The organism is Chondromyces apiculatus DSM 436, assembly GCF_000601485.1.
GTDB lineage: Bacteria > Myxococcota_A > Polyangia > Polyangiales > Polyangiaceae > Chondromyces > Chondromyces apiculatus.
The window spans coordinates 39,793-64,520 of sequence record NZ_ASRX01000084.1; the positions used below are offsets into that span (position 1 = coordinate 39,793).

At 68.4% G+C, this 24,728-nt stretch carries 20 protein-coding genes and 1 pseudogene; 11 read left to right on the forward strand and 10 right to left on the reverse strand.

Annotated elements, in window-relative coordinates; genetic code table 11:
• The first annotated feature begins 150 nt into the window (after positions 1–150).
• Positions 151–2,157: an ATP-binding protein gene (locus CAP_RS36885; RefSeq protein ID WP_063748806.1), complete on the forward strand. Its 2,007-nt coding sequence runs from the start codon at positions 151–153 to the stop codon at positions 2,155–2,157.
• Complete coding sequence (locus CAP_RS46385) at positions 2,157–4,367, forward strand: ATP-binding protein (protein WP_052376642.1); 2,211 nt, start codon at positions 2,157–2,159, stop codon at positions 4,365–4,367. The genes CAP_RS36885 and CAP_RS46385 overlap by 1 nt, the downstream gene beginning before the upstream one ends.
• A 221-nt stretch (positions 4,368–4,588) precedes the next feature.
• On the opposite strand, the gene CAP_RS46390 is transcribed toward CAP_RS46385, so the two are convergent.
• The 9 genes from CAP_RS46390 to CAP_RS36935 form a co-directional block, all read right to left on the reverse strand.
• Entirely contained in the window at positions 4,589–5,260 is a 672-nt protein-coding gene (locus tag CAP_RS46390; protein WP_052376643.1) for a DUF5675 family protein, read from the reverse strand.
• A complete protein-coding gene (locus CAP_RS36900) occupies positions 5,257–5,961 on the reverse strand; it encodes a hypothetical protein (RefSeq protein WP_044249647.1) in 705 nt (234 codons plus the stop codon). The genes CAP_RS46390 and CAP_RS36900 overlap by 4 nt, the downstream gene beginning before the upstream one ends.
• Positions 5,962–5,973: 12 nt before the next feature.
• Positions 5,974–6,663, reverse strand: coding sequence for a hypothetical protein (locus CAP_RS46395; protein WP_052376644.1), 690 nt, complete (start codon positions 6,661–6,663; stop codon positions 5,974–5,976).
• A gap of 6 nt (positions 6,664–6,669) precedes the next feature.
• Positions 6,670–7,350, reverse strand: a complete 681-nt coding sequence (locus CAP_RS36910) for a hypothetical protein (RefSeq protein WP_044249648.1) — start codon at positions 7,348–7,350, stop codon at positions 6,670–6,672.
• A 236-nt stretch (positions 7,351–7,586) separates the two neighbouring features.
• Positions 7,587–9,299: a HEAT repeat domain-containing protein gene (locus tag CAP_RS36915; RefSeq protein WP_044249650.1), complete on the reverse strand. Its 1,713-nt coding sequence runs from the start codon at positions 9,297–9,299 to the stop codon at positions 7,587–7,589.
• Positions 9,300–9,419: 120 nt separating this feature from the next.
• Positions 9,420–10,406, reverse strand: a complete 987-nt coding sequence (locus CAP_RS55380) for a Spy/CpxP family protein refolding chaperone (RefSeq protein WP_156041481.1) — start codon at positions 10,404–10,406, stop codon at positions 9,420–9,422.
• Positions 10,407–10,703: 297 nt separating this feature from the next.
• Positions 10,704–11,453, reverse strand: coding sequence for a hypothetical protein (locus CAP_RS36925; protein WP_044249651.1), 750 nt, complete (start codon positions 11,451–11,453; stop codon positions 10,704–10,706).
• A 17-nt stretch (positions 11,454–11,470) separates the two neighbouring features.
• Complete coding sequence (locus tag CAP_RS36930) at positions 11,471–11,809, reverse strand: DUF6209 family protein (RefSeq protein ID WP_044249653.1); 339 nt, start codon at positions 11,807–11,809, stop codon at positions 11,471–11,473.
• A gap of 720 nt (positions 11,810–12,529) precedes the next feature.
• On the reverse strand, positions 12,530–13,579 hold the full coding sequence (locus CAP_RS36935; RefSeq protein WP_044249655.1) for an SDR family oxidoreductase: 1,050 nt from the start codon (positions 13,577–13,579) through the stop codon (positions 12,530–12,532).
• Positions 13,580–13,848: 269 nt separating this feature from the next.
• On the opposite strand from CAP_RS36935, the gene CAP_RS36940 reads away from it, so the two are divergent.
• The 7 genes from CAP_RS36940 to CAP_RS36960 all read left to right on the forward strand — a co-directional run bounded on the left by CAP_RS36940 (position 13,849) and on the right by CAP_RS36960 (position 20,265).
• Positions 13,849–14,439, forward strand: coding sequence for a Uma2 family endonuclease (locus tag CAP_RS36940; protein WP_044249680.1), 591 nt, complete (start codon positions 13,849–13,851; stop codon positions 14,437–14,439).
• Between the two features lie 466 nt (positions 14,440–14,905).
• Positions 14,906–15,334 carry a thrombospondin type 3 repeat-containing protein gene (locus CAP_RS49250; protein WP_081865654.1) on the forward strand — a complete coding sequence of 143 codons (429 nt, stop codon included), beginning with the start codon at positions 14,906–14,908 and terminating at the stop codon, positions 15,332–15,334.
• 68 nt (positions 15,335–15,402) lie between these two features.
• On the forward strand, positions 15,403–15,666 hold the full coding sequence (gene tnpB / locus CAP_RS36945; protein ID WP_052376646.1) for an IS66 family insertion sequence element accessory protein TnpB: 264 nt from the start codon (positions 15,403–15,405) through the stop codon (positions 15,664–15,666).
• Positions 15,663–15,788, forward strand: coding sequence for a hypothetical protein (locus CAP_RS55385; RefSeq protein ID WP_269324961.1), 126 nt, complete (start codon positions 15,663–15,665; stop codon positions 15,786–15,788). The genes tnpB and CAP_RS55385 overlap by 4 nt, the downstream gene beginning before the upstream one ends.
• Before the next feature lie 819 nt (positions 15,789–16,607).
• Positions 16,608–18,719, forward strand: coding sequence for a type VI secretion system Vgr family protein (locus CAP_RS36950; RefSeq protein WP_063748807.1), 2,112 nt, complete (start codon positions 16,608–16,610; stop codon positions 18,717–18,719).
• 31 nt (positions 18,720–18,750) lie between these two features.
• On the forward strand, positions 18,751–19,692 hold the full coding sequence (locus CAP_RS49255; RefSeq protein ID WP_081865655.1) for a PAAR domain-containing protein: 942 nt from the start codon (positions 18,751–18,753) through the stop codon (positions 19,690–19,692).
• Between the two features lie 24 nt (positions 19,693–19,716).
• Positions 19,717–20,265 carry a hypothetical protein gene (locus tag CAP_RS36960; RefSeq protein ID WP_044249659.1) on the forward strand — a complete coding sequence of 183 codons (549 nt, stop codon included), beginning with the start codon at positions 19,717–19,719 and terminating at the stop codon, positions 20,263–20,265.
• A gap of 9 nt (positions 20,266–20,274) precedes the next feature.
• Here CAP_RS36960 and CAP_RS36965 read toward each other — a convergent pair whose 3' ends face one another.
• Positions 20,275–22,434, reverse strand: a complete 2,160-nt coding sequence (locus tag CAP_RS36965; protein ID WP_044249661.1) for a DUF2169 family type VI secretion system accessory protein — start codon at positions 22,432–22,434, stop codon at positions 20,275–20,277.
• 709 nt (positions 22,435–23,143) lie between these two features.
• Here CAP_RS36965 and CAP_RS54485 point away from each other — a divergent pair.
• Positions 23,144–23,693, forward strand: a pseudogene (locus tag CAP_RS54485) (transposase); the annotation flags it as partial.
• Between the two features lie 38 nt (positions 23,694–23,731).
• Positions 23,732–24,592: a thrombospondin type 3 repeat-containing protein gene (locus CAP_RS52935; protein ID WP_370866018.1), complete on the forward strand. Its 861-nt coding sequence runs from the start codon at positions 23,732–23,734 to the stop codon at positions 24,590–24,592.
• The last annotated feature ends 136 nt before the right edge of the window (positions 24,593–24,728 follow it).

The following is a 24,728-nucleotide window of genomic DNA, read 5'->3' on the forward strand; positions in this document are numbered from 1 at the left end:
GGGCAGCCCTGGCACGACGGGATCGATCGGCGTCGGCACGGCGGGTGAAGACGCAGGTGAGCGTGCCCTCACAGGTGCAGGGTTGCACGGTCGCGCACCGCGAAGCGCGCCGGCAAGCCTGGACGGGGGCGTCACCCGGGAGGAGGCAGCGTGCATCGACGTGACGGCGAGCAGGACGGCGACCAGAACGGTGCGCGGCTCGGGTCCAGCCCGGGCGACGCGGAGCTGTGCTTCGTGGGCCCGCTGTACGAGCTGTGCGCGATCGGGCTCTGCCGGCCGGCGCTGGAGGCCTTCTGCGCCGGGGTGGTCCCGGCAGAGAGCGGCGCGGTCGCGCCCGTCACCCCCCTCATCGATCGCACCTACCTCCTCAAGATCCTCTCGGAAGAGGTGAGCCGTCAGTTCGGGCACCCGCTCCGTCCCATCGTGGAGCTGGTGCTCAACGCCGTGGACGCGAGCGCGGGCCTCCCACACCCGTATCCACCCGCTCCACCCGCGCCACCCGCTGTGGAGGTGGTGGTCGCCGAGGGGCAGGTGGACGTGATCGACGACGGCGAGGGCATGAGCCTGCGCACCGTCCTCTCACGCCTGCTCATTCCCTTCGCGACCGACAAGCGGCCCGGCGTGGATCTCGGGCGCTTCGGGGTGGGCTTCTTCTCGGTGCTGAGCTTCGGCCTCTCCCACCCCGAGGGCTTCGCGCTCGACCTCACCACCGGCGACGGCAAGGAGGGCTGGGCGATGCGCGTCACCGCCGGGAGCCCCGAGCCGACCGCGCTGCTCTGCTCCGTCTACCGCGTGACGCCGCAGCGCGGGACGCAGATCCGGGTGACCTCGCCGCTGCTCCACGCCGAGCCGGTGCGGGCGTACCTGCGCGACACGCTCCACTTCTTCCCCGCCGAGCGCGCGGTGCTGTGCGTCGACGGGGTGTGCATCAACGACGGGAGCCTGATCAGCGGCGGCCAGATGCTGCGCGACGCGCTGACCGGGCGGGCGACGGGCCCCACCTCGCCCTCGGGCCGGTTCCACATGGGCGGTCGGGGTCTGTGCACCAGCATCTCCGCCGCGACGTTCCACGCCGGGGTGAAGGTGGAGCCCTGCCTCGCGGTCGCCGAGCTGGCGCTCCTCGATTTCCCCGCCTCCGTGGAGCTGACCGAGGGCCGCGACGCGCTCAAGCCCGGCCCGGCCCTCGACGCGATGGCCACCTCCTTCTACCGGCGCCTGGTGCGCCACGCCGAGGTGATCGGGGCCGACCGCGCCACGCGCGACAGGCTCGCCGAGGTGGCCGCCCAGATCAGCGCGCTCATGCTGCGCGCCGCAGGCTGGAACCAGTGCGCCGCCGAGATCGCCGCCGCGCTGCTCGGCCCGAACCGCTACCTGGTCACGCCCGACCGGCGCGAGCCCGTGCTCGGGTTCTTCGGCCCCGCCATCACCGAGCGGCTCTTCGTGCCGGACAGCTTCTGGGCCGAGCGGCAGTGGCAGCCACACCTCCCCGGCGAGCGCGAGCTGCTGGAGCACACGCTCAGCATCCAGCCCCCCGAGCCGCTCGCCGTCGCCGCCCGTCGGCGCCCTGATCTCGCCGGCCTCGCCCTGCTCGCGGCCCGGACCAGCGCGCCGACCACCACCCAGATCGCGCTGTGCCGGCCGTCGTCGCACGCGCTGACGCCGCGGCCCATCGACGAGGGCGCGATCACCGCGGGGATGCGCGCAGCCCTCGACGCCGAAGGCGATCTGTCCGCCGCGCCAGGCCCCCTGCCCTGCCTGGCGACGCGGCGCTTCATCCTGGTGCGCGAGGACAGCCCGGTGGTGATCCAGCCCTCCGGGTGGCGCGGCTGGTACGCGCTGCGCGCCGCATTCGACCGCGCCGCAGGGCTGCGCGAGGCGGAGTTCGAGCGAGATCTGATCGTGGGCGAAGCGCTCGGCACGCCAGCCGTGGGTCTGCGCGCCATGGATCCGGGGCCGGCGCCCGGAAGCGCCACCCTCCCCCGGTCGGGCGCGATGGTCGCCAGACACGCGGGGAGCGTGGCGAGCGTGGCGAGCGTGGCGAGCGTGGCGAGCGTGGCGAGCGTGGCGAGCGTGGCGAGCGTGATGAGCGTGGCGGGCGCGGCGAGCGCAAGCAACGTCGGGAGCGTCGCGGGGACCGTCCGAGGAGGTGCGCGGTGATGTCGACAGCGAGCGGTCTGCTCTCGGAGCTGGTGCTGGTGCGCATGCACGGGCGCGCGGACGAGTACCTGCGCGCGAGCGAGCCCGAACAGCGGCTCCTGCTCGCTGCCTGCCGCGATGAGGCCACCATCCCGGACCTCGCCGAGCGCATCGTGAGCCGCACCATCTACACCCAGGCCGCGACGCGCGGGGCGCCCTTGCGCGAGCTGGTGCAGAACGCGCTCGACGCCTCACCGCAGGGCGCGCGCATCGAGCTGCGGCTCAGCGAGGACGGGCACGAGGTGCTGATCTCGGACCAGGGTCCGGGGATGAGCCGCAACGAGCTGCTGGAAGACCTGCTCGTGCCCTTCCGGAGCGCGAAGGAAGGCGGGGCGACCACCATCGGCGAGCACGGGATCGGGTTCTTCTCGGCGCTGGAGATCGCGCCCTGCGTGGAGGTGGTGAGCCTGACCCGCACCGGCGCCTGGCGCCTGCGCGTGGAGCCCCACGGGGATGGGCCTCCACACCGCGACTTCACCTGGACCATCGACCCCGTGACGCGGCGGGGGTGGTCCGCAGTGCGCGGGGCGACCGGGACGACGGTGCGGCTGATGCTGGCGGCGGCGACGAGCCGCTCGTCCCTGACCGCCGATCTGATGTCGGTGGTGGGTCTGGTGGACCCGGCCGAGGCGCGGATCTACCTGAACGGTCTGCTCCTCAACACGGGGCGGAGCCGGCTGCGCCGGGTGGCGACGGCGCCCGTGGGCCGGCTGCCCGACGGGCGGACACCCGGTGAGCTGACGCTGTACATCGGGCGGGGCGAGGGCCTGGAGCCCCAGCTCACGCTGCTGCAGAAGGGGCTGACCATCGTGAGCCGCATGGATCCATTCCTGGGAATGGGCCAGGGGCTGCACCGGGATCTGGCGCGGGCACTGACGGCAGCAGGCTACGGGATCGTGGCAGAGCTGCCGCTGGGGGTGCCGCTCAACAAGGGTCGGTCAGCCGTGGCGGCATGCGCGACGCTGGCGGTGGAGTCGGCACTGGCGGCGGCCTTCGAGCGGTTCATGCTCAGCGACGCGCTCTACGATCGGGAGCTGCTGCGGGCCGTGGATCACCGGCTATCGTCGGTGCTGGATCGGTTGATCGCGGCAGCGATGGTGGGAGATCCCGTGCAGCCGCTGGTGGCCGCGCCGTCGGTGCCGCAGGCGGCAGGCATGTCGGGTGGGTCAGGCGGAGCAGGTGCGTCGGGCGGAGCGGGTGCGTCGGGCGCGTCCGCGTCAGGGCCGACAGGCACGCCGGGTACGCCGGGTACGCCGGGTACGCCGAGTACGCCGGGTACGCCGAACGAGGGTGCCACGCGGACACCCACCGTGGCGGCCCCCGAGGAGGTGGTGCGGTTCGCGGCGGGTCTGCTGGACGCGGCGCTGTTCACGCTGGTGGGTTACGACGGGGCGCTGACGCCGACGCGGTACCCAGCGACGCTGCGGCAGCTCATCGACGCCCACCGGTGCGGGGTGCTGCGGCCGCTGGACGGTCGGACGCCAGCGCCAGGGCTGCTCCACTTGCCCCTCGACGAGCCGCTGGCGCAGGCGCTGTGGCGGCGGCTGCTGGCGTCAGGGGCACCCGTGGCGGTGGTGGAGGGGCCCGTGCGGGCAGCGCCGCCCATCCCGGTGCCGCGGACGTCGCGGGAGCAGGTGCTGAGCCGCGCCGGGCACGTGAGCGGGGCGCGGTCGGTGGTGGCAGCGATGGTGATCCTGGAGAAGATCGACGCGGCGATCTCGCAGTCGGCAGATCTGGGCGCGTCGCCGGTGTGGATGCACCAGGATCTGTACGGTCCGGACGAGATGGCGCACACGGATGGGAGCGGGATCAGCGTGAACCTCGCGTCGTCGCGGGTGCGGGCGCTGATCGGGGCGGCGCTCGGGGGGGACGATCCGGCGGCGCTGAGCGCGCTGGTGGATCTGATGCTGCACGAGAAGGCACACGTCTCGCTCGCGAGCTTCGTGCCGAGGCCGCAGGCAGAGCACGGGACGAGCTTCTACCGGCGGAAGGAGTGGCTGCGGCGGCGGTTCCTGTATGCGATCGAGATGGGGATCGTGGCGGATCCGATGCGGTGGCTGGGGGTGGTGCGTCGAGGGATGGAGGTCGGGGGGCTCGGGGGGGTGGTGCTGCCTTCGACGGAGGTGCTGGCGAGGGCGCTGGTCGAGCCGGTGACTGCCGTGGCGGCTTAGGAAGCGCGATCGTATCGAGCGGCGGTCGGGGCGGGGCTCAAGGGCAATTTCGACGCGATCGCGGAGATGGGTAGGCCGGTGGCAGTGGCGTCGCGGGTTCGCGCGCGACGAAACCTGGGGGCGCTGCCATTCATCGACCCGCGACATTCACCAGCACCTGGTCAGGGCCAGCGCGCGGAGCGCCCCCCGCTCGGGTGGCCAGCAAGGCGACATGCGCCGGGCTACTGGGTGGTCCCGCTGATCTCGTGAATGATGACGGTCACGTTGCTGTAATAGCTATTGCTGTACGAGTTCTGACCGTCATACGTGGTCCGACTCTCCGTCGTTCCATACTCGTCGATCAACCCTGTGATCTCGGCGAGCTTGTCCTTGCTCCCTGTCACATAGGGGTACTCCCCCGTCTCGCTGCCCTCGTCCTTGACCACCGAGCCCCCGCCCGGCAGGAGGCAGCCCTCGATGTGGGTGGGCTTGTTCCCGGAGTGGATGTTGACCAGGCCGCGGTTGCCGAAGCGGGTCCGCGCGGTGCCCTGATCGGTCTGGATGAACCGATAGGGACCTTTGCTCCCGGGGTTCACGATCATCCCGTAGGTGCCGGCGGTGATGCGCTGGTCCGAGCCCGCCTCGCGGCTGGAGGGCCCGGCGGCCTCCAGCATCTTTCCCGTCACGGTCTTCAGCACGGTCGCGCCCTGCTTGGCGACGAGATCGAAGCTCGAAATGGTGCCGCCCTCCTGGGCGTCCTTGGTCTCCAGGTCGGGGTTCTTGGCCCACTCTTGCTCCCGGCGAATGGTCAAGACGATCTCGACCGGGCATTGCTCCTCGGTATCGCAGACCGCCGCATTGCTGTCGCTCTGCTGGTCGGAGTCCGCCACCGCGCCCGCCACATCATCACTCATGGAACCTCCACTCCGCCGGGTGCTGCGCTGCCGCGCGCTGCCACATCGAGGAACGCCATCACGGGCCGACAGAGCGGGTCCTCGACGAAGCGGACCCCGAACAGCCACGCGAGGAGGATGTACCGGGTGAGCGCGCGCTCTCGCAGCCCCTGGCGCTCCCCGAGGTCCTGGGCGACGCGCAGGAAGTGCTCCACGTGCGGCGTCGCGACGAATGCCTCGCGCGCGGGGGTCATTGCGACGAGCGCGCGCTTCAGGCCCGGGTGGTCCGGGTGGACCAGGTGCTGCTCGGCAGCGCGCACGGTCTCCTCGAAGCCCTCCAGGGGATTGCCTGCGAAGAACCCTTTCGCCGCGGGCGCCCCCAGGTTGCGGGCGAAGGTGCGGATGCTGAAGTTCGTGACGCTCTCGACGCGCGAAAGCGTGGGCTCCTCGTGAAACAGCCAGAGGCACCGCGGATCGTCGAACAGGAACAGGCCAGCCACGCAGGCGCACGCCAGGTAGATCCGGATCTCACCGCGGCGCCTCAGCGCGTGCGCGCCGCCCTCGGCATGAGCGAGGACCACCGCCTCCCGCACGTCCGCAGACGCACAGGCCCGCAGGCGCGGCTCGAAATGGCGGCGGAGGAAGGCCTCCGTGTCCTCGGCGAAGTCGTCGAGCAGGGTTCGCCGGAGCGTCGCGACCTGTTCCCTGGTGAATGCGACCACGGCGATGAGGACCTACTTCGAGCCGCTGCCGATCTCGTAAATGACCACGGTCACGTTGTTGTAGTAGGCGGTGTTGTACTTCTCCGCGCCGTCGTAGGTCGTCATCGACTCGGTGGTGCCATATTTGGCGATCTGCGCCTTGATCTCCGAGAGCTTGGACTGGCTCCCGGAGATGGAGGGGTACTCCGAGATCTCGCCCTTGCCGCCCTTCTTGGCAGGGGGCTCGGTGACCTTGTTGGTCGTGGAAGCCGAGCCTGGGAGCAGACAGCCTTCGAGATCGACGGGGTTGTTGCCACCGTGGATGTTCACGGCCCCGCGCGTGCCGAAAGAGGCGGTCGCCGCGGCCTGGGTGGTCTGGATGAGCCGGTAGGGGCCCTTGCTCCCCGGGTTCTTGATCAGGCCGTAGCTGCCCGGCGACACCCGCTGGTCACTGCCCCGGGTCTTGCTGGAAGGACCGGCGGCCTCCAGCATCTTGCCGGTCACGAGCGGCTCCTTGTCGCCCACCTTCCACAGCTCGAAGTCGCCGATGGTGCCGCCCTGCTGCACGTTCTCGCTGGAGGAGCCGGGCTTCTTGTTCCACTCCTGTTTCCGAAAGACCTTCAGGATGAGCTGGCAAGGGCACTTCTCCTCGGTCTTGCCCGCCGCGTCCTTGCCATCTTGCCCCTTGGCACCCTTGACGGCACTTTTGACCTTCTTGCTCATGGCCCCTCAGGTGGTCGGACCCGCGTCTGCAGCGCGGAGGAACGGTAGCACGGGGCGGCACAGCGGATCGTCGACGAAGCGGACCCCGAACAGCCACGCGAGGAGGATGTACCGGGTGAGCGCCTGACCCCCGAGCCCATGGCGCTCCGCGTGCTCGCGGGCGACGCTCAGGAACTGCGTGAGGTGGGGCGTGGCGACGAGCCTCTCGCGCGCCGGGGTCATCGCCAGGAGCGCGCGCGCCATGACCGCCCCGGGTCGGCGCAGCTCGCGCTCGGCGGCGAGCACGGACGCCTCGTGGCCATCGAAGGGATCGTCGGCGAAGAACCCTGCGATCGGCGCCTCGCCCAGGTTGTGGGCGAAGGTGTCGAGGTTGAAGTTGGTGACGGCGGCGAGGTTCTCTGGCGCCGGGACCTCGTGGAAGAGCCACTGGCACCTCGGGTCCTCGAACAGGTACAGGCCGCACACGCAGGCGCACGAGAGGTAGATGAAGATCTCGCTGCGGAGCGTCAGGTCGTACGCCTCACCGAGCGTGAGGGCCAGGAGCACCGACTCCCGGACCTCGGCGGACGAGCAGGGTTGCAGCCTCTCCTCGAAGTGCTGACGGAGGAAGACTTCGGCGTCGGCGGTCAGCTCATCCCGCTGGGCTTGCCGGTAGGCGTCAATCTGTTGCCGCGAGAAAGCGACCACGGGGACCTCATGTCTGGGCGGTGGCCCACGGAGGCGCGGATCGCCGCTCGGACCTGCGAGATCTCGGGCCGGCGAGGCGCAGCGCGGAGCATCCTACCACGCTCGGCCCCGGTCACCGCGCCTGGTCGAGCCAGGGCGCGAGGAAGGTCTGCACATCCACGTGGTCGGCATCGCGCAGTGCGTCGAGGGGCTCGCGCGGCACGCGACCTCGCCCGCAGGGTGACGCCTGAAGTCGCTCATGTTCCAGCACGTTCACCGGGCGCGACCACCGGCGCCACCGTGACCATCCAGGGAGCGATGGCGGCCTGCACGTGCGCGTGGTCCACCTCGCGCAGCGCGTCGAGCTTCCCGGGGTGCACGCCGAGCTTCTCGCAGACGTGCAGCAGCGCCAGGTGGACATCCCAGGTCACCCGCGGCGGTTCCGCGAGCAAGGGCAGCAGCGCCTGCACCTCCGCGACGGCATCGAGGTTCCCGAGCCCCTCGACCGCGGCGCACCGGACTCCCTCGCGCCTGTCCTCCCTCACCAGCGTGACGAGCCGCGGCAGGGCCTCCTCGGGCCGCGCGTGCATGAGGTAGCTGCTCAGCGTCTTCACGGCGTGGGCGCGCAGCGTCGTCGGCGCCTGGAGGTGCTCCCAGAGCAGGCCTGCCAGGGCCGGCGTCGGCGCCACCTCGCACAGCCAGTAGATGGCGCTCGTCCGGACGAGATCGTTCCTGTCCCGGGTGAGGCGCACGAGCGCCTCCACCTCGTTCCACCCCGCGAAGAGCTGCGCAGCACCACCCCGAACCCAGCGGTCCGGATGCGCCGTGAGGAAAGCGACCACGCGCTGCCGCTCCGCGAGGTGGCGCGCATCCTCGAAGCGCACCTGGAAACGATCCTTCCGCTCCCACCAAGGCCCGTCGAGGTCCGCGTAGAGCGCCAGCAGCGCCTCGGTCGAGAGCGCGTCCTCCGACGGCTCTCCCTGCGGCGCCTCGCCCGGGAGGGCCCCGGCGGACCCCTGCGCCACGTCCTCCAGGGCAGGGGACGGTGGCGACGCTCTCCCGCCGGAAAAGATGATCTCTGGCGCCAGGAGCGCGTGCTCTTCCGGCTCGCTCCCCGCCGCGACGAGGTCGCGCACGGGCGCCATCCAGCTCCCCACGTGCTGTCGCGCCGCGGGGGACAGGCCATCGAAGCTGAAGCCAGAATACGGCCCACAAAGCTCACGCAGCGTGTGCTCCGCCTCCATCTGCACCCTGTCGCTGGCGTGCCTGCGCAGCGCATCCACCGCCCGGAGGCAGCGCTGGCTCGGGTAGGCCGCGAGCGTCTTCAAGGCCGCGGCGGCGACCTCCGCGTCCGCATCGCCCGTGGCCAGGAGCAGCTCTTCCTCGGCGATCGACGGCTCGTCCCACGCCAGCGCGTCGGCAGCCGCCTTCCGCACGCGAGGATCCGCGTGCCCGAGCGCCGCGATCTTCATGACGAGGAGGCGAGGCTCCTCGCAGTCGAAGTCCAGGGCGCAGATCGCATCGAGGTGGAGCGGATGCTCCGGATCGGAAGCCACGGGCGCGATCAGGTCTGCCTCGGGGAGATCCATGGCGCGCAGCGCATGACGACGCAGCACCAGATCTTCCCCTGCCCAGTACCGCCGGAGCGTCGGCGCTGCTGGCACGTGCCCGCATCCGAGCAGCACCCGGCCCGCGCCCGCGCGCACCTCGTCGGGCAGCGCAGCCGCCTCCAGCAGGCCCGTCAGCGGCGCCTCGGCCCGGGGATCGTCGAGGACCACCAGCGTCTCGACGATCTCCTCACGCGCTGCGCCCGAGAGGCCAGGCTCCGCGAGCCAGCCGAGGAGCCGCTCGGTCCAGGAGCGATCTTCGAGATCGCAGATCTCGTCGTGGGGAATCGCCTCCGGCGCGCCTCCCTCACCCTCGTCCCTGCTCACTGGCTTGCCCGCTGGACCGTCGAGGGGATGGCGCATAGCCACGCATCATACCCCTCCCCTGCCCTGCCCGGGCACCCGAGCAGAGCGAGGAGGCCCCGGCGCGACCCTCTCCAGCCGCGCCGCGCCGCGCCCACCTCCCCATTCCACCGTGGCGCTTCAGTGCCTGCGGGGCGGCCCTTGCTCCAGATCCTTCGCGAGCGCCTCGCGCTGCTCCGGCTCCAGGAGCGGCACCACAGCCGCGAGCGTCTTTGCCATCCGCTCCAGGTGTGCCGCCGGACCGTGCACGCCAGCCCCACCGGGCGCCTTGTCACCTGCGGGCGGCGCGAGGAACGTCCTGGCGTCGAACGTGTCCGCCGCGAAGCTCTCCAGCCGGGCGCGCATCTCCACCCGCATCGCCTCGACGTGCTGCTTCATCGCCTCGTGATCGGCGGCCGAGGGCGGCGCAGGTGTGTCCGCCTCCAGCACGCGCGCGATCGCCTCCTGCTGGTCCTCGTCCAGATCGAGCCTGCCGAGCAGATGCCCGAGCGGCCCCCCCGGAGGCGGCCCCCCTGCGCGCTCCCCCTGCTTCCCCGCGCCCTTCCCGTGCGGCCCGTGCGCCTCCGCCCGCGCCGCGAGCGTGTCGACGAGCGCCCGGCGCTGCTCCTTGGTGAGCGTCGCGTGCAGCGTCTGCAGCGCGTTCGCGACGGCCGCGCGGTGCGCCTCGAAGCCTGCGCCCGGCGTCCCCGCCTTGGCGACCACCGCTGCCACGTCGACCTTCCCCGCGCGCACCCCCGCCGCGAGCACCGCGAACGGCGCGCGCCCCTCCGGACGCTCCCCCTTCATCCCGGCCCGCAGCGTCTCCAGCGCGCCCTCGATCGCGCTCTCCTGCGCGTCCGTCAGGTCCAGCTCATGGAGCGCCACCACGAGGAGGTGGTCCGGCCCGGGAGGCCCGGGAGGCCCGGGAAGACGCCTCCCGGGTCGGCCACCCGATCGAGCTTCATCCCCGTCCGCGACCCCGTCTGCATCCCCCGCGAGCGGCGCCTGCGCGACCCCGGCCGCTTCGGGATCCTTCATCGCCCCGTTGTCTTCCACGCACCCCGCCGCGCCCCCCAGCGCACCGACCAGGATCACCAAGCAAGACATGCCCCAACGACGAAACGACATCACGGTCTGCCTCCTCAACGCACGCACCGCCATCCTGAGCGGCCCAACCGATCCGCCGTCGCCATCGCCTGCCGCGTGTCGCCCAGCGTCTCGTCCTGAGAAGCTAGCCCCTGCCTGTGACCGGAACCTGAAGGGCAGGTGTGCACGTGTTAATCCCGCCCCTCCCCGCAGCGTTCCCGCGTCAGATTCCTGCTGCGGATCCTGCTCGTGTCCTGCGCCGACTTCCTGCGTCGACTTCCTGCGCCGACTTCCTGCGTCGACTTCCTGCGCCGGTTCCACGTGTTCGCCCCTGCGCGGCTACATCGCGCGCATCCGCGCGAGCAGCTCATCGGCGACCCCTGGCAAGTCCTGGTCGTCCGTCCTGCGGGGCCCCCGGAGCGCCCACCGCGCGATCGCCAGCACCTCCGCCGGGCTCACGTAGAACTCCGCCATCAGCCGCTTCGGGATGCGCTGCACCATCCCGTGCTCCGCGTCGTACGACGTCGTGCGCCGCGTGAAGCCGACCCCGAACACCCCCTCCGCGAGCGAGACGCACGCCTCGGCGAGGTCGCTGGGAAGCAGCCTCGCCGCGGGCGCCTGTCCCGCCGTCGCTTCCGCGCTCACGGCTCCGGTGGCCCGCGGCAGCACCCGGACCTGCTCCAGGAAGCTCAGACACGGGTCGTACCCGCGCGCCTTCCACGAAGCCACGAAGTCGGGCAACGCAGCCTCGAACGCCGCGTTGGCCTCCTGCATGCGCAGGAGCTTCTCCGCCCGGGCTTCCTCGGCCTTCGTGGCACCTTTCGCGCGCGGCGCGGGGACCGGACCGACCTCCACCCCGTCTCCGAGGTACCCCTTCGCGCGAAGGGCAGCGACCTTCTCCTCGAACAGGCGCGCCGCCGCCTCCTCGCTGGCGCGGGTGATCACGCTCCCCCGCTCCCGCAGGTACACGCACTTGCCCCAAACCGCGATGCTCTCGCGGCGATCACGCCATGCGCGCCCGTTGTCCTCGGCCGCGAGCACGAAGTGATGCCAGGTCACCAGGTCATCCTGCTTCGTGCCGTCCGTCATGCGCCATCCCCGTGTGCTTATCCAGCGGCCTTCACGTCCAGCCAGTAGTTCTGACCATAGCGGCTATCCCAGGCCGAGCAGCCCGTGTGATCGCTGTTGTGGAACCAGATCTCGATCTGGCTGGTATTCGCGGGGATCTTCACCTCGCACGCTCCCGAGGAGACATCGGCGGCTTGCTCCTCCTTGCTCGGGTGAAACCGGAGATTGGCGGTGAGGCTCCACGCCTTCTGCCCGTAGCGCGTCGCCCGGCACTGACACAACCTCTCCGCGGCGTAGTCGATCTGCAAGGATTCCCCGGCGCGAATGTCACCGCTCTGCTCGTGTGACCAGTCCAACGTGAATTTCACGGTAGCCATCGTCGCTCTCCTTTCAGGGACATGGCGGCCCGCTCAGGGCGTCGCCCTGGGCGCGCTGCCAGCTTCGAGCTGCTCCACGTACTCCTGGCAGCAGCAGAATTCGGTCGTGGTGGTCGTACCCGATCTGGCGCGGGCTGGCGCCTGGGTTGGTGACGCGACCAGCACGCAACGACCTGACACGCGATGGACAAGCTGGCGTGCAGTCCAGGACGGAGGATGGCGGCGGGACGACCCTCCGGTGCCTCACAGGCACGCCCCATCCAGCGGATGACCCTCCTGGTCGCCGGGGCCCCTGGGCCAGGATGAAGCGGCACGCCATCGACCTACCTGGCATACGCGGCGCACACCGGAGGTCATGTAGGAGTGGCAACGACACAGGCCGTCTGCGCCGCCCCTCACGCTGGAGGATTTCCGAAGGGATCTCGAAGAGATAGCAGGACGACCGCGCGCGCGTCCGCGGCTGTCCGCGGCGCAGTTCTGTGGGTCAGATGACCCAGGCCTCAGGGTCGATCGACCCTGTCCGATAGGTCGACCGATCCCGTCCGATGGGTCTACCGACCCTGCTCGATGCGTCCACACACCCCGCTCGATGCGTCCACTGACTCCGCCCGATGCATCCACCAACCCCGCCCCATGGGTCCCTCGACCCTGTCCTCAGCGTCGCTCGACCCTTCCTGAAAGTCGCCGACCCCACCCTCGCACGGCTTCGCGTGCACGGGGTCAAGCCCTGGGCTTCGCGCCTTTCAGGAGGCCGAAGCGCTGCAGGCTCTCGGCGGCGGCGACGAGCGCCTCCTCGCTCGAACGCGGCGTCCACCCCAGCGTGCGCCTCGCCTTCGCACTGGTGGCGTTCTTGACCTTGCCCAGCTCCGGCACCATCTGCCGCATCGCGGGCGCGAACAGCGCAACGACGCGGACCACGAAGTCCGGCACCTCGCGCGTCGGCACCCTGTGCGCCACAGGTCCCAGGCGCCGCTTCAGGATCCGCGCCATCTCCACGATCGGCAGGAAGTCGCCCGCCACGGCGACGAACCGCTCGCCCTTCGCGGCGGGGTCGGTCATCGCGCGCAGGTGCAGATCGGCGACATCGCGCACATCGACGATGCCGAAGTAGAGCCTGGGGCAGGCTGGCAGCGCGCCTTCGAGCAGGCTTCTCAGCACGACGACCGAGCTCGCGTAGTCGGGCCCGAGCACCGGTCCGAAGATGGCCGTCGGGTTGATCACCGAGAGCTCGAGGCCGCGCCCTTCCGCCGCCACGAAGTCCCACGCGGCGCGCTCGGCCACCGCCTTCGACTTCACGTAGGCCGCGACGTCACGGCCAGGGTCGGTCCAGGTCGTCTCATCGAACGGGGCCACCTGCGGCGCGTGCCCGTAGCCGATCGCCGCGAACGACGAGGTCAGCACGACCCGCCTCACACTGGCGTCTCGCGCCGCGCGCAGCACCCGCAGCGCGCCGTCCCGCGCAGGGACGATCACCTCGTCCTCGTGCCTGGGCGCTCCGATCGGGAGCGGCGACGCCACATGCTGCACGTAGTCGCAGCCCGCGACGGCCTCTGCCCACCCGGCGTCACGCTCGAGATCTGCGGCGAAGAACGACAGGCGATCGCCCGGATCGGGGCCTGCTTCCTTCAGCATGGCGCGCACCTCGGGCTCGCGCCTCAGGCTCCGCACCGTGGTGCGCACGCGGTGGCCCGCAGCGAGGAGCTGCGCGATGACATGACTCCCCACGAACCCGGAGCCGCCGGTCACCAGGACTGTCGCGCTGTCATGCATGGTCTGTGGTTCGTTTATCGCACGAATGGCTGGCGCGAGCCCCGACAGTGGCACCCACGTGTAGCCCAGGAGGCGTCGGGCAAAGTAGGACCGTCCGGCAGACGTTGTCAGGCTTGGAAGGGAGTTCCTTGGCCTTGGCGATGCATGTGGTCCACCCGTGCGTCCGTGTCACCACGAGCCACTCGTGGTGCCCTTTTTTGTAGGCAAATCTGGGTCACAAGCACTGCTTCGTGGGTGACACGGTTTCGCGCTACGCTCGGAACCACATCATGGGACAGCCGGCCGGAAAACAGCACCGACCCGCGACGTACGCCGATCTTGAGGCCGTGCCCGCGCACCTCGTCGCGGAGATCATCCAGGGCGTGCTGCACACCTTCCCCCGTCCAGCGAGCCCCCACGGCGCGGCCGCCACATCGCTCACGATGGACCTGGGGCAACCGTTTCAGCGAGGCCGAGGTGGGCCAGGCGGATGGTGGTTCATCGGAGAGGCCGAGCTTCACCTTGGGGAGGACATGCTCGTCCCGGATCTCGCGGGCTGGCGCAAGGAACGGATGCCGCTGATCCCCACCGTGACGTTCTTCACGCGGCCGCCGGACTGGGTCTGCGAGGTGCTGTCACCCTCGACCGCGACCCACGACCGCATCCGGAAGATGCCGGTCTACGCCCGCGCCGGGGTGACGTGGCTATGGCTCCTCGACCCCATCGCCAGGTCCCTGGAGGTGTTCCACCTGCTCGACCGGAAGCGCTTCGCGCAGGAGCAGACCTTCGCTGAGGGCGATGTGGTGCGAGCGAGCCCCTTCCACGCCATCGAGCTGGACCTCACCGCCATCTGGGACGCCATCGCGCCGGAAGGCGGGTGACCCCCCTCTCGTCACCAGGTCCAGATTGACAGCTCAATCTGCCTAGCGGCCAGAGCATCCCGACGTCCTCAATGGGCCAGGCTCGTTCGGAGCGCGTTACTTCCTCGATGGAGCGCTGGTCGGCGAGCAGACGCTGGCCATCGTCGTGGAGAATGAAGGGATCCTGTGCATCGAGATCGATGCTGCGGGCGATGACAGCGGGTCACGACACCGGATGACGGCACCGGGTGACAGTGGCGCGCTGAGCTGACGGGGAGAGGCAGAGGGACACGCGAGGACGCGCGCTGACCATCGCCGCTCGCAGAAGAGCATTGGTCCACCTTGCGCGTACCAAAGTAGCGGTCCTTTCCGGCATTCTGGTAGAACCGTGTGTCAGGACACCGTCATCACGGGCAAGAACACCACGCTCGTGTGATGCAGCCCTCAGGAGGCCTTCCGTACAGAACCGTGCAGCGCTCCACCCTTCTTGCTCATCCTCAGCAAGGCGCAGAGCTGCTCTGCGCAGGTTGCTGGGGTTTCTGGTGCCCTCTCTCTTCCTGCTGGTCGCGCTCTTCCCAGGGAAGCGCTGACGCAGGATGCAGACGGCGACGGTGTGCTGGACACCCAGGACAACGGCCCATCCGTCGCCAATCCCAACCAGCAGGACGTGGAACAGGATGGCGTCGGCGACCTCTGCGACAACTGCCCGGCCCTGGTTAATGGGTCATTCCCATCTCAAAAGTCCTCGAACCGAGGATCTCCACCCTGTGATCACTGGCCGTTTGGCGAGCTGGGAGATCACATCAGGAAGTTTTGGGATAGGAACTTTTTAAAGTTAGTTGCCGTCGACAGTGGTCGTCGGCGGTTGCCGTTGATGGATCGGAGGGGAGTATCCGCCCGGTCTGGGTCATTATGACGGGCGGCTGCCCGAACGCGTAGCGAGATTGCTCGCATGCCCCCGGAGGTCGAGATGGCGACGACCAGGTGCGCATCCCGTTCTGGGCCCGCACTGGCTACTGCATCGTGGCCAAGCGACTCGCGCAGGGCCACTTCCATCTCGGCCGCAAGCTCTCGACGGGAGCCACCCACGTCGAGGTCGAGGCAGCCGAGCTTACGCTGATGCTCGAGGGGCTCGACCTGTCCGCTGCGGTGCAGAGAAAGCGCTGGCGGCTTCCGGTGGCTGGTAAAAACAGCGCGTCAATTGAAGGCTTGTGCACGCGCACAGGGCGGCTACAGCGCGCCAGGTGACCCGCCGCTCTGCTTCCGCCCTCAAGCCTCCCAACGACCTGGAGGATGTCCGCCGCAAGCTCGACCAGTTCGCGGACGAGGGACACACCTCACGAAGCTCATTCCTGCAGGGAGCGCCATGATATGTGATTTGACCCACCAAGAGAACCGCGCGCCATGTACGTGAGCCGCACGACATCTGACGACAACTCGTGTAGTGTGCTCCACACTGAGAAGATGCTGGTCCGAGACTACAGGCGGGAGGAGGAGGGCACCATGTCGTGTGCACACCAGGAAGGGTTACCGAGCGTCCTTCAGGCGGCGTGGCGCCGGGGTCTCCTTCGCGTTCGCGGCTCTCGGGTCATGCCGAGCACCGCCGATGCGCCCACGCAGGTCACCTCGCACCCTGCGACATGCCGGCAGGGTGCGCCGCTCGCCTCGACTTTTTCAGCACGGAGTCACGCCTCTTCTTTCTTCACTTTAAACGCCACGCCGCCTGCCCGGCCGAACGTGCGAAGCCACGCCTCGCGCCCGGGGCGACCCCCATCCCTTCACGAGAGGACTCCGCGATGAGCTCCGATCCCACGCCACCTCGCGCTCCACATGCGAGCAATGACGCCAGCAGCGACATGCCTCGCCACCCTGAAACCCAGGAGGAAGGCCCGAGAACCAGCACCGCCCACGGCGCGACGCCGCAACGGCCGCCACGGATCGCGACAGGTACCAGGGCTGCCGTCCGCGAGCCCGTCGCCGGGGCAGCGGAGGGTTCCTTGATCCAACGCGCGGTCAGTGGTTCGGACGCAGGTGGACTCCTCGGCCTCGCGGCGCTCGCCCAGCCAGGTGGCGCGCGACGCCTCCCGGACCTCATGGGATCGGCCGACGAGGCCCCAGAACCACACCGGGGCAGCGGGCGGCCCGCCCATCCACCAGCCCACTCTTTCGGGACGCCGGGGGGCGCTGCCATGGGTGCAGCCGTGGGCGCCGCGCAGTCCATCACGGATGCCGGCGTGGGGGGAGGCGGGGGAGGCGCGGAGGGAGGCCGTGGCGGGCTCGCGGTCCGAGTCGCATCGGGTGACGCGCTCGATGTGTACCAGTTCTCCATCCACGAGCGCCTCTCTTCACTCTTCAGCATCACGCTGATCGTGCACAGCAGGAACGCCGACATCGCGTTCGACGACGTGGTGGGTCAGGAGGCAAACTTCGAGCTGAGCCACGGGCCGCACAGCCGCACGTGGACGGGGATCTGCAACCACATCCAGCAACTCCGCGTCGAGGAGGACGGAGAATCCAGCTATGAGCTGAGCATCGTCCCCTCGCTGTGGCTGCTGACCCAGCGGCGCAACCACCGCATGTTCCAGCAGATCTCCGAGCTGGACATCGTGAAGAAGCTGCTCGGCGAGTGGTCGATCCCCTTCGAGGAGAAGCTGACTGAGACCTACAAGCCGCGGAAGTACCGCGTGCAGTACGGGGAGAGCGACTTCGCCTTCATGAGCCGGATGCTGGAGGACGCCGGGATCACATTCTACTTCGCGGCGGTCAAGGGGAAGACGACGCTCATTCTCGCGGACGCACCGCAGTCGAACCCGCTGCGCAAGCCCAAGATTCGCTTCCACGACGACGCGACCATGGCCGGCGCGAACGAGCACGTGACGGGGGTCCGCATCGGGCAGCGGGTGCGGCCTGGCCGTTACACGGTGCAGGACCACGATTACCGGAGGCCTCCGAGCTACAAGCTTTCGAAGACCGCAGACGCCGCGGGGGGCAGCGTCGATTCAAGGCTGGAGCGGTTCCATTACGCGCCCGGAGCCTTCCTGTTCAGGGCGGACAAGGGAGACGACAGCCCGGTCGCCGACGACAAGGGGAAGGCGCGCGCCGACGACAAGGAAGGAGAGGCACTGACGCGGAAGCGGCTGGAGGCGAAGCGGGCCACCGGGAAGCTCTGCACCTTCTCCACGGACGCGCATGATCTGGCCCCCGGGATGGTGATGAGTATGCTCGACCACCCAAAGTCGGAGCTGGGGCCCAACAAGAAGCTGCTGATCGTGGAGTGCAGCATGAGCGGGACGCAGAATGGCGAGTGGATGCAGCACTGCGAGGTGGTGAGCGCGGCTGCACCCTACCGCCCGAGCCTGTCCGCGACGAAGCCAAAGGTGAACGGGGTGGAAAGCGCGACGGTGGTGGGGCCGGCGGGGGAAGAGATTCACTGCGATGAATTCGGGCGGGTGCGGGTCCACTTCCACTGGGACCGCGAGAGCAAGATGGACGACAACAGCTCTTGCTGGATCCACACCAGCCAGCCCTGGGGCGGCGCCGGCTTCGGAGGGATAAACCTGCCGCGGATCGGGCAGGAAGTGATCGTCGACTTCTTGGGGGGTGATCCAGATCGGCCCATCATCGTGGGGAGGGTGTACACAAACCTGCAGAAGGTGCCGTACAAGCTGCCAGACAACAAGACGCAGAGCGGGTGGAAGAGCAATTCGACGGGCGGGGGCGGCGGCTACAACGAGGTCATGTTCGAGGACGCGAAGGGCAAGGAACTGCTCAGCATCCAGGCGGAGAAGGACCTCAAGAAGCTCGTCAAGAACAACGAGGACGTCACCATCGGCAAGAACCGGACGAAGCGCGTGAAGGTCAACGACAGCCTTACTGTTGGCGGCAACCGCACGCACATGATCGCGCAGAACGAGCAGATCAAGGTAGGCGCGAATCAGGCCGTCGCGGTGGGCGTCAACAGGTCGACGCAGGTGGGATCGATCGACTCGACGATGGTGGGAGACACCCACGTAGTGCTCATCTCGCCCCCTGGGGAGGGGGGCATCGGGGCTGGCTCGACGTCGATCACCATGAAGAACAAGAAGATCGTCCTCGACACAGGCGCTGGAGCGAAGATCACGCTGGCAGGATCATCCATACGGATCAAGGCGAGAGACATCTCCATACTCGGAACAAATTCTGTCAATGTCGTTTCTTGTGGGAAGTCCACTCTGGGAGCAATGAACGGTATGACTGTTAGCTCCCAATCGGGCAACCTGCTCATCGTGGGCAAGCCAAAGGTGAAGATCAACCCCGAGTAGGCGGCAGGCGTGCACACGGATCGAGGTTCATATGCCGAAAGCGGCGAGAGTTGGCGATTTTCACCTATGCCTCGCGTTCACACCACTACCGCATGTGGGAGGCCCCATCGTATCGGTCTGCTCGCCGAACGTGGAGACGAACTCCAGGAACCAGGCGCGCTCCGGAGATCGACTTCAGTGTATTCCGAGCATCAACTTCATCGTCACCGGTTCCGGGAGCGTCGAGATCAACGGTCAACTCGCAGCGCGAAAGACCGACAGGACGATGCACCAGCCATTGGGCCTCATCACCGCAGGATCGTCCAACGTTGAAATCGGTGGCCCCAGGGTAGGGGCGACGCTGGGAAATCGCAAGAAGGGGCTCAAAGCCTGCAAGGCGGCACGCGTGGGACGAAACCCGCCTCCAGGCGCCACTGGTCCAGACGGAAAGCAGCTGCTGGCGAATACCCGCGGCCAGAGCTACAACAACTGTGGCGTCGAATCGTCGCGCCAGATCATCAATCAGAGCCACCCAGGCTCACCGCGCACACAGGAGGGTCTGCTTCAAGAAGCCTTTGATCACGGGGATGCCATCAGAGACCCTAAAGGGTTGTACTATAGCGGTGGTACATACACCGATACCATGGAGAACATCCTGGAGCGCAATGGCGTCCCTGCGCATCTTGAGAGTGGTTCGATGCAGAACCTCGCCCAAGCCGTCGCTGGCGATCAGGGCGTCATCGCAACGTTGATGGCAGGCACGATGTGGCCCGTGAGCAACCCTGGCCAAGGCGCCTATCCTCCTCCCGGCACGGGTGGACATGCGGTGCTTGTCACCGGCGTGGAGTTCGACGCTGACGGGAACGTCAAGAATGTCATCATCAATGACACCGGCACAGGACAATGTGGCATCCGCGTGCCTGCCAGTACCTTCCAAGAGGCCGTGGACGACTACAACGGTGGCCTGGTGATCACCGATGAACCAATATGGTAGCATACCATCCCAAAGCAGGATGAGATGAGCGAGGGAACCTTGGAACTGCTGAGCATCAAAGAACTGATCCGCGCTGCTCGACGGTATCCGCTCGCGTCACGGACCGACATTCACATGTCGCTCCCCCTGCCGATGCGCCAGACAACAGGCCTCGCGGTCATGTTCCTCTATTGTCAGTCCGTGACGAGTGTGCAATTCGGCCTTCAGCTCATGCCACCGCAACGGGCAGCCCTCCTGGATGCGTCCACAGGACAGGTCGAGAACGAGAAGGAAGTGACCCCCAAGGATTTCCAGCAACCTCACGCCATCCATCAGGTCATCGGGACCTACGAGATCCCTTCTCACTTGAGCCGACAGCAGTTCATCGAGCTTCGTGAGGCGCTTTACCGCGTCTATGACCTCACGATGCCTGCCTTCAGATCTGGTCCCCGCGACGCGCTACCCGAGGTGAGAGACGCGGCGAGGAGCTTCCTGCAGCTCTTTCCGCAGGTCGCGGAGCAGCCGCTGCTGCTCTATTACCAGGCAGCAGGTCGTGAATTCTTCGCGTGGCTCCGCGCGATCATCTCTGCATGAGCAGACCGCTCATACCCTCTCCCGCGCCGCATCGATGGCCACGCGCACATGCTCTGCCAGCGCGGGCTCCTCCGCCATTCGCTGAAGCCACACCCTCTCGATCTTCATGATCGAGCCCCGCGGCAGGGCGAGTTCTGTGAGCACCTCGTCGAGGGTCCCTCGCTCACCGGCCACGGAGATCCGAGCGTAGTCCTCGGGCACGATCCGGCCTCGCTCCAGCTCGAGCTGCGCCACGTACGCCGCGTCGAAACGATGGAGCTGGGCCTGCTTGCCGCGGGAGGTCTCCGCCCGGATCGCGTCCGTCCATCGCCGTTCGGTGGTTGACCATCCGTCGGCAGAGATCCCCTCCCCCTCCAGGATCTGGCTTTTCGCCTCTTTGTTGCAGGCAATCCGCGCGGTGATCGCGGCGCAACGTTCAAGGGTGACGTCGGCGGCGGGGGTCTGCGGCGCGGTGATCGGCACGACGGCTGTCTGTGCGCTCGGTACCGAGGGCTGTGCTTGTGCAGGCTTCACGAGGTCCGGCGCGTCGTCTCGCGCCAGCATCTCCGGCGTTGACAGTGGCCCGATCAGGGGCGGCGGAGGAGGTACGTCGCGCGGTTCCATCTCCACAGGCAGGGTCGGAGCAGGTAGCGCGACGGCTCGCTCCAGTGGGGCCACCCACGGCGGCACAGCGCTGGATCCGGAGACGACGGTGAAGCGCGGGATCTCCACAGGTGGCAGCTGGGGTGCGGGAGCGCTGTCTGTGCTGGAGAATGGCAGCGCCTTTGCCGTGGGCTCCACGAACGCTGCCGTCACTGTCGACGCGGTGACCCTCGGAGAGAATGGCGGCCGAGCGAGATCGGTCTCCCGTCCGGACACAGCCACTTCAAGGCTCGGTGCGCCTTCCGCGAAGGGCAGGACGTTCACGCGGCCGACCACCCCCAAAGGCGCCACCGTGGTCTGGAGCCCCTGTCCGTCGCCCTGTCCTGCTTCACCCGCGCTCGCGGGCACTGCAGGAAGTTGCCGGGAGGCTTTGAGCGGGGCACTGAGGGTGCGGACGTCGTCCTCCTCCTCTTCCCCGCCGAGGTCGGTGATGCTGGGGCTGGAGTGGGGTCCCCTCTGGAGGTCTGGGCTCGTAGGGGGACGAGGTGGGGTGGAGAGGTCTTCGAGCAGGCCGGGCGCGGAAGGGGTGGCCACGGCATGGGGAGCAGAGGAGGCCGCGGCACGCTCGGCGGTGATGGTGATGCGGCCCTGATCCTCGGCGTGGATCAGGGAGAGTCGGCCGCGCCAGACCAGGGTGCAGAGAGCGCGGTCGGTGTCGATCCAGAGGGTGTCGCAGAGGAGGGGGATGTCTTCGCGGCCCATGCTGCCGCGCTCGGCGACGGCGCGAGGGCGGAGGCCGAGCAGGCTGGTGACGAGGCGGGGGTGCTCGGGGTGGAGGTGCTCAAGGACGAGGCGTTCGTTGTCGTGGAGTTCGGGGAGTTGCTGGTCGGTGGGGGCGACGTTGAAGAAGGTGGGGTCGAAGCCTTCAGGGAGGGGTTCCTGCCACCAGCGATCATGGGGCCAGATGCCAGCAAGGGGGCCAAGGCGGGTCCAGCGGAGGGGCCAGGTAGGGGCAATAGGGCCGAAGCCGATGGGCGGGATGAAGTCTTCGCGGCGGGTGATATGCAGGCCGGGGGGCTGGAGGTTGGGGAGAGGGATCTGGCCGTAGGTGTTAGGAATGGCGTCAGGGCGGACGCCAGCGTGGTTCCAGGAGTCGGGGCCACCTGCGGCGCGCTCGTAGCGGAGGGAGACCTTGGGAACACGGGGGCCCTCGCGGAGCTGGCCATCCAGGGTCCAGGTGCGGTCGGCCCAGGCTTCGAGAGATTTGTCGAGGTCGCCGACGATGAGGCGGGCGACAATGGAGCGGGCCGGGTAGCCTTGAGAGGCATAGGCGCTACCGACGAGGACCACGTCGGCGCGGGGCTTGAAGGGAGCAAGGTCGGAGGCCACGGCGAGGCTGCGGGAGGGATCGTCGTTCCAGTAGGCGTCGTCTTCGTGGACAGGCTCGGGGTTCTCGTGGAGGGGGGATTCGCCAGGCTGGAGGCGGTAGGTGGCCTTGCAGATGAGGGTGAGGGCCCAGCCACCGCGCGCGGTGGGCCAGATGCGGGAGGCGACACGGAGGGCGGCAGAACTGGTAGTGAGGTGCACGGGAACACTTTAGCAGCGTAAGGGAGTCAGAGGACCAAGAGCACGAATGAATTCGAGGCTGATCAGGCGTGACGACTTAGTCATCGGTGAATAATGGCTCGCCCAGAGGATCTGTCTCGCCTGGACATCTCTGCAGTCTCTGCAGACGATGCGTCACATCTGCTCGAGTGCACGCGCAGGAACAGGGTACGTTGATAGGCGACATGTTCGAGTTCTGCAGGTTTCACTTCAAGTTGAACGCCAGCGCCTTGATGTTCTGGTTCGTAGTTCTGATTCTCCACGGATGGGGGTGACAAGTGATGTTGGGCAGAAGGCTAAAGGACGCCTATCAAAAGCTGCGAGCGACGTGACTGGATCCTGTTCTTGGTGGCGATAGCGCGCTCCCTCTTGACGCTCCTCCGCACATCCAGCGAAAAGACGGGACTCGACACTACGCTGAAGGGCGGAAGCCACGAAGAACCGCACGCTATCGCTTCTTGCCAGGGACCCTGCTGGGTATGCGCCCGACCATGCACTTGGTCGGGCGCATACGAGGGTACGACCCGCCAGCGATTGCAGCCGAGGTTCATGCAATATGAGCTGAAGGTCGGGTGAGTTACCGAGATCTCGTGGGCAGGGAGGAAAAGACGACGAGCTGTCCGCAATTTTGTATGTAGGAGGGACCGTTTCCACGGCGGTCTCCTGCACCGTCAGGGAGGACGGCGCTCCGATGCGCAAGAGCTTTGACCGACAGCAACTCCTCATGCAGCCCTGGCTCAATCACCCGCAAGCAAAGCAACTCGGACACATCGCGTAGGTCCTAGACGCGTTGCCCGAAGCCACGGAGCTTGTGCTCAAGGACCTTGTAGGGGGGTGGCGTCGACCCTGGCGCGGGCAGGCAGGGCATGAGTGCCGAGCAAGTGCTGCGCGTACTCATCCTCAAGCAGATGCAGAACTTCAGCTACGAGGAGCTGGAGTTCCACCTCGCGGACTCGACCACGTACCGCGCCTTCTGCCGTCTTGGCATCGTGGTCGCGGGCCCGAGCAAGTCCACGATGTAGCGGAACATCAAGGCAGTCTGCGAGCAGAGGCTTGGAGAGATCCATCGGATGATCGTCGCATACGCGAAGCGCGAGGGCGTCGACAACGGCAAGCGCGTCCGCGTCGACTCGACCGCCGTCAAGTCGGAACTGCTCGCGCCACCGTCGGCTGGGGTTACGGCCATCGCGGGATCGCGCCTTTTAGGACGGGAACGAATTAGAGCCAGGTCGACCTCGACAATGACGGGCGCGGGGACGCCTGCGATCCCAGCACCGACATTGACAGCGACGGCGACGGCCGCCTGGACGCGCAGGACAACTGCCCGCTCGTCTCCAACCCGGCGCAGGAGGACGCGGATGGGGATGGCCTCGGCAACGCCTGCGACCAAGATGCCGATGGCGATACCGTACTGGATGCCGCCGACAACTGCCTGTCCGCGTCCAATCCCTCCCAGCTCGACACCGACGGCGATGGGCAGGGGGATGCTTGCGACGGTGACGACGACGGCGACGGGGTGGCCGACCAGGCCGACAATTGCCCGCTCGCCGTGAACCCTGACCAGAGCGACGCGAACGGCAATGGCGCCGGGGATGTGTGCGATTGCGACGATCCGGCCCACACTTCTTGCGAGGACGGCAATCCCTGCACCCTGAACGACACTTGCCAGAACGGGGTGTGCATCCCGGGGCCGGAGGCCGAGTGCCCCGACCCGGTGAACCTGGTCTGTCAGCAGGGCGCCTGTGAGCCGACGAACGGCGCATGCATCCACATCAGCAAGGTCGAGGGGACGCCGTGCCTCGAGGGCGGCATCTGCATCGCAGGGGGGTGCTTCACCGAGCCCACGGGTGAAGGGGGCTCGAACGAAGGAGGCGCAGGTGGGGCAGGTGGTGGGAACGCTGGCTCCGGAGGGGATGCCGGGGGCGCGGTCACCACCGGGAGCGGCGGAGCGGCAGGGGGCGGTGGAGACACTGCGGACGCGGGGGAGGCGCCTGGTTCGGGGGTCCGCATTCACGGGAACGGCTGCAGCGCGGCCGCCACAGGTCCGTCGAGGAGCAAGCCTGTCTTGCCCGCCGCGCTCGTGCTCCTCGCCCTCGGCGCGGTGATCCCGCTCCGCCGGGCTCTCCGACGGCAGGGCTGACGAGGAGCGCGCCGTGGCCGACCTTCAGCGGGACGGCCGGGGTTCTGAAGACGCTGAGGCGGGACGGGGGCGGCGGCTCAGCGCTTCGCGCGGCGGGAGGCGCGGGGGGCCTCGGGAGGGGGGGGCGGGGGCTCGG

Bases quoted from the DNA above. Each gene is read 5' to 3' on its own strand.
- CAP_RS55380 (WP_156041481.1), bottom strand. From the start codon at position 10,406: ATGTCGTTTCGTCGTTGGGGCATGTCTTGCTTGGTGATCCTGGTCGGT.
- CAP_RS36940 (WP_044249680.1), top strand. From the start codon at position 13,849: ATGGGACAGCCGGCCGGAAAACAGCACCGACCCGCGACGTACGCCGAT.
- CAP_RS36925 (WP_044249651.1), bottom strand. From the start codon at position 11,453: ATGACGGACGGCACGAAGCAGGATGACCTGGTGACCTGGCATCACTTC.
- CAP_RS36950 (WP_063748807.1), top strand. From the start codon at position 16,608: ATGGGTGCAGCCGTGGGCGCCGCGCAGTCCATCACGGATGCCGGCGTG.
- CAP_RS36960 (WP_044249659.1), top strand. From the start codon at position 19,717: ATGAGCGAGGGAACCTTGGAACTGCTGAGCATCAAAGAACTGATCCGC.
- CAP_RS36915 (WP_044249650.1), bottom strand. From the start codon at position 9,299: ATGCGCCATCCCCTCGACGGTCCAGCGGGCAAGCCAGTGAGCAGGGAC.
- CAP_RS49255 (WP_081865655.1), top strand. From the start codon at position 18,751: ATGCCGAAAGCGGCGAGAGTTGGCGATTTTCACCTATGCCTCGCGTTC.
- CAP_RS36935 (WP_044249655.1), bottom strand. From the start codon at position 13,579: ATGCATGACAGCGCGACAGTCCTGGTGACCGGCGGCTCCGGGTTCGTG.
- CAP_RS36930 (WP_044249653.1), bottom strand. From the start codon at position 11,809: ATGGCTACCGTGAAATTCACGTTGGACTGGTCACACGAGCAGAGCGGT.
- CAP_RS46385 (WP_052376642.1), top strand. From the start codon at position 2,157: ATGTCGACAGCGAGCGGTCTGCTCTCGGAGCTGGTGCTGGTGCGCATG.
- CAP_RS46395 (WP_052376644.1), bottom strand. From the start codon at position 6,663: ATGAGCAAGAAGGTCAAAAGTGCCGTCAAGGGTGCCAAGGGGCAAGAT.
- CAP_RS46390 (WP_052376643.1), bottom strand. From the start codon at position 5,260: ATGAGTGATGATGTGGCGGGCGCGGTGGCGGACTCCGACCAGCAGAGC.